Origin of the sequence: Mesorhizobium sp. M0136 (genome assembly GCF_040322515.1) — a bacterium.
Taxonomy (GTDB): Bacteria; Pseudomonadota; Alphaproteobacteria; order Rhizobiales; family Rhizobiaceae; genus Mesorhizobium.
The window spans coordinates 100,697-109,815 of the sequence record NZ_JAMYTP010000001.1; the positions used below are offsets into that span (position 1 = coordinate 100,697).

Annotated in this window: 9 protein-coding genes; 3 read left to right on the forward strand and 6 right to left on the reverse strand. The window is 61.7% G+C overall.

Annotated elements, in window-relative coordinates; genetic code table 11:
* Positions 1-109 precede the first annotated feature (109 nt).
* Entirely contained in the window at positions 110-376 is a 267-nt protein-coding gene (locus NKJ35_RS30855; RefSeq protein ID WP_502894180.1) for a DUF6894 family protein, read from the reverse strand.
* 102 nt (positions 377-478) lie between these two features.
* A complete protein-coding gene (locus NKJ35_RS00525) occupies positions 479-670 on the reverse strand; it encodes a DUF3606 domain-containing protein (protein WP_352644277.1) in 192 nt (63 codons plus the stop codon).
* A 417-nt stretch (positions 671-1,087) separates the two neighbouring features.
* On the opposite strand from NKJ35_RS00525, the gene NKJ35_RS00530 reads away from it, so the two are divergent.
* On the forward strand, positions 1,088-1,387 hold the full coding sequence (locus NKJ35_RS00530; RefSeq protein WP_352644279.1) for a DUF1236 domain-containing protein: 300 nt from the start codon (positions 1,088-1,090) through the stop codon (positions 1,385-1,387).
* Positions 1,388-1,521: 134 nt separating this feature from the next.
* Here NKJ35_RS00530 and NKJ35_RS00535 read toward each other — a convergent pair whose 3' ends face one another.
* Positions 1,522-2,025, reverse strand: a complete 504-nt coding sequence (locus tag NKJ35_RS00535; protein ID WP_352644281.1) for a hypothetical protein — start codon at positions 2,023-2,025, stop codon at positions 1,522-1,524.
* Between the two features lie 124 nt (positions 2,026-2,149).
* On the opposite strand from NKJ35_RS00535, the gene NKJ35_RS00540 reads away from it, so the two are divergent.
* The gene (locus NKJ35_RS00540) at positions 2,150-2,494 is read left to right on the forward strand and encodes a hypothetical protein (protein ID WP_254820014.1); all 345 of its coding nucleotides are present in this window, start codon (positions 2,150-2,152) and stop codon (positions 2,492-2,494) included.
* A gap of 88 nt (positions 2,495-2,582) precedes the next feature.
* Here the strand turns inward: NKJ35_RS00540 and ggt are convergent, their stop codons facing one another.
* The 3 genes from ggt to NKJ35_RS00555 form a co-directional block, all read right to left on the reverse strand.
* Positions 2,583-4,319 (reverse strand): gamma-glutamyltransferase, encoded by a 1,737-nt coding sequence (gene ggt / locus NKJ35_RS00545; protein WP_352644283.1) that lies wholly within the window; start codon positions 4,317-4,319, stop codon positions 2,583-2,585.
* A 279-nt stretch (positions 4,320-4,598) separates the two neighbouring features.
* Complete coding sequence (gene rhaI / locus NKJ35_RS00550; RefSeq protein ID WP_352644285.1) at positions 4,599-5,891, reverse strand: L-rhamnose catabolism isomerase; 1,293 nt, start codon at positions 5,889-5,891, stop codon at positions 4,599-4,601.
* 114 nt (positions 5,892-6,005) lie between these two features.
* Positions 6,006-8,108, reverse strand: coding sequence for a bifunctional rhamnulose-1-phosphate aldolase/short-chain dehydrogenase (locus tag NKJ35_RS00555; protein ID WP_352644287.1), 2,103 nt, complete (start codon positions 8,106-8,108; stop codon positions 6,006-6,008).
* A 187-nt stretch (positions 8,109-8,295) separates the two neighbouring features.
* Here NKJ35_RS00555 and NKJ35_RS00560 point away from each other — a divergent pair, with 187 nt between their 5' ends.
* Positions 8,296-9,105, forward strand: coding sequence for a DeoR/GlpR family DNA-binding transcription regulator (locus tag NKJ35_RS00560; protein WP_352644289.1), 810 nt, complete (start codon positions 8,296-8,298; stop codon positions 9,103-9,105).
* Positions 9,106-9,119 lie beyond the last annotated feature (14 nt).

The window sequence follows — 9,119 nt, forward strand, 5'->3', positions numbered from 1 at the left end:
GGGAGGTTCCCGCTGCTTAGGATAACAATTAGAGACTACTAATGTTCCGGTCTAGGGAAGATGCGGCTGCGCCAGAAACCTCATGGTCGGCGCGATGACGATCGAGGCGTCAGTTCGTGCGCAAGTCGATCTGGAAAATACGCTCGTCGAAATGCCGCGTTTCGACGGCAAAGGTCAAAGCCACTTCAAGGATCAGGCCGCCACGGTCGTCCCGGACCTTGACTGCAATCCTGCGGTGAGGAAGGCCATCCCTGGCCATCTCGGCCAATGTGCGAAGGGCTTCTTTCCTGACCAGCGGGAAATCGTCATATAACGTTCCCTGATCGTCGGAATAGACGATTCCGTCTTCATCGGAATCAAAGAAGCAGTGGGGCATTGCGCTTGGCCGAAGCTCGGCATCCGGGGACGTTGTCGGCAGATCGCCGCGATCTCGGCCAATCGCGATCAGTGCCTCTCCACCGTTGGCTTCGCCACCATCTCACTTGCGCTCGCGCAATGCCTTCACCGCCTGCGAGAGGATCATCCGGTCGCCGCCGGTCCTTTTGATCAGCTTGCTCACCTGGCTGGGCGAAACACCATTTTCCCGCGCGAAATATTCGACCTCGTAATACTCATCCACCGAAACACGATTGCGGTCGCTGAAGTCTCGCTTGCTCTTGTCGTCGGCCATTTCTGTTCTCCTCGCCCCTTCTCTTCGCTTCCGGGGGTCAGCTTTGATGCACGCAGCAATTTGAGGGTTCGCTCGCCACAAAGTGACGGGCGAACCTATCGGCGCAGGAAGGGACAGGCTGCGCAGCTGCCGGTTGGATCGGAGTGGAACAGCCAAGATCGGTGCGAGCAACCGTCGACTTTTCCATGGAATCCTCCCGGAACGTGCAGCCAGCAACGGCTACGCGCCGCCACGGTTCCGGGTCACGCGGCAAACCCACCCTTTGCGCGCAAGGATCAGACTTAGGTCCTGCGGCAACACGTCGGTTGGTCCCTGCCGGGCGGGACCGAAGCCCCGTCGACGGAACGTTTTCAGCTGCCTTCCGTTCGAGTGAGCCTTGGCGCGAAGAGCGGACCGAGTTCGCAAAGGAGACGACCCATGAGAATGCATTTTTCCACCGCAGTAGCGGGATTTCTGCTGCTGGCAGGCGTCGGCGCCGCTGCGGCGCAAGACATCGTCATCGAGCCGGAGCAGGAAACGGTCATCAAGGAGTATGTGAAGAAGCAGCCGCTGGCCTCGGTGAAAGTCCCTGGGGTGGAGCTCAATATCGGCTCAACGCTTCCCGATACCGTCGAGCTTCATGAAGTCCCCAACGTCAAATACCGCTATGTCGTCATCGACAACCGCACCGTCGTCGTCGACCCCGGCACGCGCAAGATCGTCAAGATCGTCGAGTGACGTGAAAACTCGGGCAGCCGTCACCCGCCGCTCAGAATGAGCGGCGGGTGACGTTTGCGTTAGGCGGCTCCGCGGCGTCGTCGCTCGGCAGGAACCCGCCGTACATGGACGGCCGGGGGGCCTCACAGGCAGTTTCAATGCGAACAATCAGCAGACTTTTCGATTCCCATGACCAGGCGGCGCGTGCCGTCGAAACGCTTCAGGCGGCAGGAATTGCGCGCCACCAGATCAGCGTCATCGGACCCTACGATGATGAAATCGGCGCCGTCTTGCGCGGTCCAGGCAGCGGTGCCGCCCTTGGCGCGGCGGCGGGTTTGTTGGCCGGCCTCGGCGCCTTTGATATCCCAGGCATCGATCCCGTCGGCGCGGGATGGCTGGCATCTGCCCTCGTCGGTGCAGCCTTGAGCTGCGTTGCCGGCAGGCTTTTCGACACATTGTCCGATAGCGGCAAGCAGCCAGGCAAGCCGGATGCCGAACAGGGTGTGATCCTGGTGCTGGCGCATGTCGATGAAAGGCAGGCCGACACCGCACAGGCGGTGCTTGGAGCTTCCGTTCAGGCAACTCAGTCTTTGGCCAGAGCGGCATGAAGATTCAACTTCTGCAAAGTGCTTGACCAAGCCGCGCAGCGGGGCGATCAAAGCACGCACCCAAAAAACTCTGGCAAGCCGCCGCCAGAAAGTGTTGAACACCGTGCCAATCACATTCGGCGAGCGGTTGCGCTCGGCGAGGCTTGATGATTTGCTGTCGGTTTGCGGAGAACGAATGATGCATGAGCCTGTCGGTCAAGACGAATATGGGTCGACCAGCCCGTTCGATCCGGACGATCTGTCGAGGTTGAACGCAATCGGCCCGAGCGCCGGCAGCAACGATTTCGAAAAATACGCAGTCGCCGTGATCATCGTGTTCGGCGCTCTGATCATCGGCGGCCTGATGGCTGCGGGCTTGAGCTTCGGGCGCCGCAGCACCTTCTTTTTCGCCCTTGGCGGCGCCACCGCGGCATGGATCTCCGGCAATGCGCTTCTGCTCGACCGACCGCGCATCTACGCGCTGTTCGTCGGCATCGCGGCGCTGATGCTGATTGCGTCGACGATCGCGCTGGTCACCTGAAGCAAGGCGAAATCTTCCTATTGACCATGATTTATCCGAAATCGGTTTCCACTTTTTGCTGCGCTGACCTTCGGTTCGGGATCATCGTCTAATACCCGATGGCCTCGCCGGCTGCGGCGCGGCTGTCGATGGCGCCGTTGTAGCGGGCGCCGCCACCCTTCTCGATTTCCGCCAGGCTCTTGCCGCCGACAAGGATGCCGGCCGCCTGGCCCCAGGTCGTGTCGGCAAGATCGAGGCGGTAGCCCATGCCGGTAAGCAGCTTTTCAGTATCCGGCGACAGGCCGAAGGGTTCGATATAGACCGTGTCGGGCAGCCATTGGTGGTGGATGCGCGGCGCGTCGATCGCCTCCTGGATGTTCATGCCGTGATCGATGACGTTGATGATCGCCTCCAGCGTGATGGTGATGATGCGTGAACCGCCGGGGCTGCCGATGACCATGAACGGCTTGCCGTCTTTGGCGAGGATGGTCGGGCTCATCGACGACAGCGGCGTCTTTTTCGGCGCGATCGCATTCGCCTCGCCCTGGACCAGGCCATAGAGATTGGGTACGCCGGGTTTCTGCGTGAAGTCGTCCATCTCGTTGTTGAGCAGGAAGCCGGTGCCGGCGGCGACGACGCCGGCGCCGAAAGAGCCGTTCAGCGTGTAGGTCACCGCGACGGCGTTGCCGTCATTGTCGATGATCGAATAATGCGTCGTCTCGCTGCTCTCGCCAAAGCCCTTCGGCATCAGTTCCTGCGACACCCCGGCCCGGAACGGATCGATCTTTTCGCGGATTTCCCTGGCGTAATTCTTGTCGAGCAGTTTTGCGACCGGATTGTCCACGAAGCCGGGATCGCCGAGCGCCGAATTGCGGTCGACATAGGCGTGGCGCATCGCCTCGACCATGACGTGAACCGTCTCGGCCGAACCGGCACCTAGATAGGACAGCGGGTAGAACTCAAGCACGTTGAGGATCTCGCAGATGATGACGCCGCCGGAGCTTGGCGGCGGCGAGGAAATGATCTCGTAGCCGCGATAATTGCAGGTCACCGGCTTGAGCTCGCGCACGGCATAATTTTCGAAATCCGCCTTGGCCAGAATGCCGCCCTTCTCGCCGCTCGCCTTGACGATGGCGTCGGCGATCGCACCTTTGTAGAAGGCATCCACGCCGCGTTCCGAAATCGCGGCAAGCGAGGCCGCGAGATCGGCCTGGATGAGGCGCTCGCCGACGGCATAGGGCTTGCCGTCCGGCTTGAGGAAAATGGCGGCCGCCGCTGGGTCCCTGGCCAGCCGCTCGGCGCCGCCCAGGAGCGAGGCCACATCGCCCTGCTCCAGCACGAAACCGTCCGTGGCATAGCGGATGGCTGGCGCCAGCAAATCCTGCCGCGTCAGCGTACCGTATTTCTCCCGCGCCATCTCGAAGCCGGCCACCGAACCGGGCACGCCGACCGCCAGATAGCCGTCGAGACTGGCGCCCTTTACCGGCTTGCCGTCCTTGTCGAGATACATGGTTTTGGTCGCGGCGAGCGGCGCGCGCTCGCGGAAATCGAGGAAGGTCGAACGGCCGTCCTTGAAGCGGATGGTCATGAAGCCGCCGCCGCCGATGTTGCCGGCGGTCGGGTAGACGACAGCCAGAGCGTAGCCGACAGCGACCGCTGCATCGACCGCGTTGCCGCCCTTCTTCAGCACCTCGACGCCGACTTGCGACGCCAGATGCTGGGCGGTCACCACCATGCCGTGCTCGCCCTTCGCCGGCTGCGGCGAGGCGGCAAAGGCGAGGAACGGCACGAAGGTCAGGGTGAGGGAAAGGGTGACGGCGATTAGGGTTCGGCGGGTGTTATTCATGGCCGTTCTCCGAAGCGTGGGCAGGCCTAGGAAACGCGCTTGGAGAGGTTGAGTCTACTGACATTAATGGGAAGACACGGCGAGGCTTGCACCTTCTATCGACACCATTCATGGCACCCATTCATGGCGGAGAGGAACCCAAGCTGAAATGAAGCCACGATCCAACGCTGACAAGCAATTTTGTTCTTGCTTTGTGCCGGCAGCTATGCTACTAATCCAACTATGGTGCTGAATCGCACCGCGACCCGCCTCAGGCGGGTTTTTCTTCGACCCGTTCCTTCAAACAATCCCGCCGCCGACGCTGGCCACCGCCGGCCGTTCCGCTGCAACCTTCGCCCGGTAGCCGGCGGCGCGGTAGGCGGCGACCGGATCGATGGCGCCGCCTGTCTTCAGCCGTGCCGTGGCAAGTATCGGCTCGACATCGGTGCGGTAGGCTATCTTCAGCGTCTGCGTCGCCATCAGCGCGTCGTTGGTATCCTGGAAGCCTTCGAGCGCCCTGCGGTCGACCAGCAGCGCCTGCGCATAGGCGCGCTGCACTTCTATCGCCGAAAGCATCAGGCTTTCGATCGGATCGGTGACGTTATGGCTCTGGTCGAGCATGTGGGCCGGATCGAAACCTTCGGCACCGGCCAGCTCGGCATCGACCAGTTCGTTGAAGACCAGAAACAGGCGGTAGGGATCGATCGAGCCGGCGTCGAGGTCGTCGTCGCCATATTTCGAATCGTTGAAGTGGAAGCCTCCGAGTTTTTTGAACTGGATCAGCCGCGACACGATCATCTCGATATTGACGTTGGGGGCGTGATGGCCGAGGTCGACCAGGCAGAACGCCTTGTCGCCAAGCTCTTTGGCGATGATGTAGTTGGTGCCCCAATCCTGCACGACGGTCGAATAGAAGGCCGGCTCGTACATCTTGTGCTCGGTGAACAGCTTCCAGTCGTCCGGCAGCCCGGCATAGATCTCCTTCATCGCGTCGAGATAGCGCTCGAATGCCTTGGCGAAGTTGACCTGGCCGGGGAAGTTCGAGCCGTCGCCGATCCACACCGTCAGCGCTTTCGAGCCCAGCGTCCTGCCGATCTCGATGCATTCGAGGTTGTGCTCGACCGCCTGCCGGCGTGTTGCTGCATCGGCATGCGACAGCGAGCCGAATTTATAGGAAAGCCTCTGGTCGCTGGCGTCGGAGAAGGTGTTGGAGTTGATGGCGTCGAAGCCGAGACCGAAGCGGGATGCCGCCTGCTTCAGCCGGTTCGGATCGGCCTTGTCCCAGGGAATATGCAGCGAGACGGTCGGCGTCGCCTGCGTCAGTTGCCGGATGACGGCGCAGTCCTCGATCTTATCGAAAATGTCGCGCGGCTCGCCGGCGCCGGGAAAACGGGCAAAGCGGGTGCCGCCGGTGCCGACGCCCCAGGACGGGATCGCCACGGCGAATTTCTCGACCTTGTCTCTGACAGCGTCGATGGCGATGCCGCGGCGGTCGAGGCGCTCGCCGAGAGAGTCGTAATCGCGGTTGAGGTCGGCGTTGCGCGCGGCATTATGCTTGTCGACGAGGTCGACGGAGATGATGGTTTCGGACATGGTTCCTCCCAAATGCGTTCGGTTGGCGCTGCCCCTTATTCGCCTGCCGGCACCTTCTCCTCGGGGAGAAGGGTAAAGCTCCGGCCTCGGCGCCAACCCCTCAAAGACGGTCGCTTATCGCGTAAAACTCTGCGCGTTGCCGGCGTCGACGTTGATGATGTTGCCGGTCGATTTTGCCGACATGTCGGAGGCGAAGAAATAGATCGCCTCGGCGATGTCCTCTGGGAATACCGAGCGCTTCAGCATCGAACGCGAGCGGTAATGCTCCTCGAGATCGTCGGTCGACATCTTGTAGGCGGCGGCGCGTTGTTCCTTCCACTCGCCGCTCCAGATCTTCGAGCCGCGCAGCACGGCGTCGGGATTAACGACATTGACCCTGATCTGTGCTTCCGCGCCTTCCAGCGCCAGACAGCGTGCCAGATGGATCTCGGCGGCCTTGGCCGTGCAATAGGCGGCGGCGTTGGGCGATGCGGCAAGCCCGTTCTTGGAAGCGACGAAGACGACGTTACCGCCGATCTTCTGCGCCCGGAACAGCCGGAACGCTTCGCGCGAAACGAGGAAGTAGCCGGTCGACAAGATGTCCATGTTCTTATTCCACAGCGCCAGCGTGGTTTCCTCGATCGGCGCCGAGGAAGCCAGACCGGCATTCGACACGAGGATATCGATGCCGCCGAATTCGACAGCCGTCTCGGCAAAGCCGGAGATCACCTGGTCCTCGGACGTGACGTTGATGACGACGGGCCGCACGAAATCCTTGCCATAGGCCTTGGCAAGCTCGTCATTGGCGCTGGCAAGGGCTGCTTCGTCGATGTCGGCCAGCACGACGCAGGCGCCTTCGCGCAGCAGCCGGTTGGCGGTGGCCCGGCCGATGCCGCCGGCGCCGCCGGTGACCAGCGCGATCTGGCCGGCAAGGGCCTTTGGTTTCGGCAGGCGCTGCAGCTTTGCCTCTTCGAGCAGCCAGTATTCGATGTCGAAGGCTTCCTGGTCGGGCAGGCCGACATAGGCCGACACCGTCGAGGCGCCGCGCATGACGTTGATGGCGTTGACGTAGAATTCGCCTGAAATGCGCGCCGTCGCCTTGTCGCCGGCGAAGGTGAACATGCCGACGCCGGGCACCAGATAGACGACGGCGTTGGGATCGCGCGCCGGCGGCGAATCCGGGTGCTTGCAGCGGTCATAATAAGCCTGATAGCCGACGCGATACTCCGCCACGTCATCGGCAAGACGGGCAATGACGGCATCGACGTCGGGATTTTGCGGGTCGAACTCGATGACCAGCGGCCGGATCTTGGTGCGCAGGAAATGGTCCGGGCAGGACGTGCCGAGTGCCGCCAGCGGCCGCAAATCCCTGGAATTGACGAATTCGAGCACGGCAGGTGAATCATCGAAATGGCCGAGCTTGTGGCTGTTCTCGGAGATCAGGCCGCGGATCCTCGGCATCAGTTTTGCGGCCACGGCGCGACGCGCCGGCGCATCGAGGGATTTGACGACTTCGCCGCCGAAGATCGGCTTGCCCTGGCTCTTGCGCTCGAACCAGTCGATTGCCTGGTTGATCACCGAGATCGTCGTCTCGTAGCATTCCTTCGGCGTGTCGCCCCAGCTGAACAGACCATGGCTGGCCAGCACGACGCCCTTGGCGTCGGGGTTCTCGAGGCAGAATTTCTCCAGCCACAGGCCGAGTTCGAAGCCCGGACGTTTCCATGGCAGCCAGCCGATCGTGTCGCCGAAGATCTCCTTGGTCAGCGCCTGCGAATCCTTGGCGGCGGCAATGGCGATGATGGCGTCGGGATGCATATGATCGACATAAGGCTTCGGCACGAAGGCATGCAGCGGCGTGTCGATCGAGGCCGCGCGCGGGTTGAGATTGAAGGTGCAATGAGGCAGATAGCCGACCATCTCGTCTTCATGTTCGAGGCCGCGATAGAGACCCTTCAGCGCCCGCAGTTTATCCATGTAGAGCGTGGCGAAGCCGTCGAGCTTGATCGAGGCGCTGTCGCCGCCCGAGCCCTTGACCCACAGCACTTCCACGCTTTCGCCGGTGAGCGGATCGTTTTGCCAGATCTTGGAGGAGGTGTTGCCGCCGCCATAATTGGTGACGCGCTTGTCGGAGCCAAGGACGTTCGAGCGATAGACCAGACGTTCCGGTTCGCTCATTGCTTGCGCTTTTGCGTCATCCCAAAGATTGGCGAGGCGCGTGCCGGAGCGCTTGTCGAGCATAAATATCCTCCCTTTGGGACACGCAAACGGCGCGGGTCCCTTTTATGCGAATTTCTACGCAAGCGGCCGTCTTGTCAATCACAAACGATCAACATCAATCATACTGCACTGCACAATGAAATTATCTGATCGGAAATGATTGACACTGCGCGCTTTGGGTGCCTAGATGCTCAAGCAGGGAGGAACCATGCACGAAAAAGAGCGCCACAGGATCATTCTGTCCGCCGTCCAGGAAAAACCTGTGGTGACGGTGCAGGAGATGGTCGACCTGACGGAGTCGTCGGAGGCGACGATCCGGCGCGACATCGCGGCATTGCATGTGCAAAAGCGGCTGCGTCGCGTGCGCGGCGGGGCCGAGGCGCTTTCGCCGCCGCAGTTCATCGGCCTTGCCGGCCGGCCCTTTTCCGTCAACGAGACCATCAACGCTTCGCAGAAACGGGCAATCGCGCGGGAAGCCGTGGAACTCTGCAAGGATGGCGAGCCGATCATCATCAATGGCGGCACCACCACCTTCCAGATGGTGCACTTCCTGACCGGCCGGCGCATGCCGATCTTCACCAATTCCTTTCCGATCGCCGAGCACCTGCTCAGACATTCCAAGAACACGGTAATGCTGTCGGGCGGTACCATCTACCGCGAGCAGAACATCATCCTGTCGCCCTTCGACAATGACGTGACGCGGAATTTTTACGCGCGCCGCATGTTCATGGGGGCGCAGGGACTGGGACCGCTCGGTCTGATGGAAGGCGACCCGCTGCTGATCCAGGCCGAGCAGAAGCTGATCGACCAGGCAGACGAGTTGGTGGTGCTGGTCGATTCCTCGAAGTTCCGCAAACGCTCGAGCCTGATCCTGTGCGGCCTGTCGCGCATCGCCACGGTGATCACCGACGACGGCATCGAGGATCGCGAAGCCAAGATGCTGGAGACCGCCGGCGTGACGCTGATCATCGCCCGCACAACGGCAGGCAATAAGGAAGAATCTTCGCTGCAGGCCTGAGAAAACTCACGCCC

Coding starts and splice junctions, on each gene's coding strand:
- NKJ35_RS30855 (WP_502894180.1), bottom strand. CDS start 376: ATGCCCCACTGCTTCTTTGATTCCGATGAAGACGGAATCGTCTATTCC.
- NKJ35_RS00525 (WP_352644277.1), bottom strand. CDS start 670: ATGGCCGACGACAAGAGCAAGCGAGACTTCAGCGACCGCAATCGTGTT.
- NKJ35_RS00530 (WP_352644279.1), top strand. CDS start 1,088: ATGAGAATGCATTTTTCCACCGCAGTAGCGGGATTTCTGCTGCTGGCA.
- NKJ35_RS00540 (WP_254820014.1), top strand. CDS start 2,150: ATGATGCATGAGCCTGTCGGTCAAGACGAATATGGGTCGACCAGCCCG.
- ggt (WP_352644283.1), bottom strand. CDS start 4,319: ATGAATAACACCCGCCGAACCCTAATCGCCGTCACCCTTTCCCTCACC.
- rhaI (WP_352644285.1), bottom strand. CDS start 5,891: ATGTCCGAAACCATCATCTCCGTCGACCTCGTCGACAAGCATAATGCC.
- NKJ35_RS00555 (WP_352644287.1), bottom strand. CDS start 8,108: ATGCTCGACAAGCGCTCCGGCACGCGCCTCGCCAATCTTTGGGATGAC.
- NKJ35_RS00560 (WP_352644289.1), top strand. CDS start 8,296: ATGCACGAAAAAGAGCGCCACAGGATCATTCTGTCCGCCGTCCAGGAA.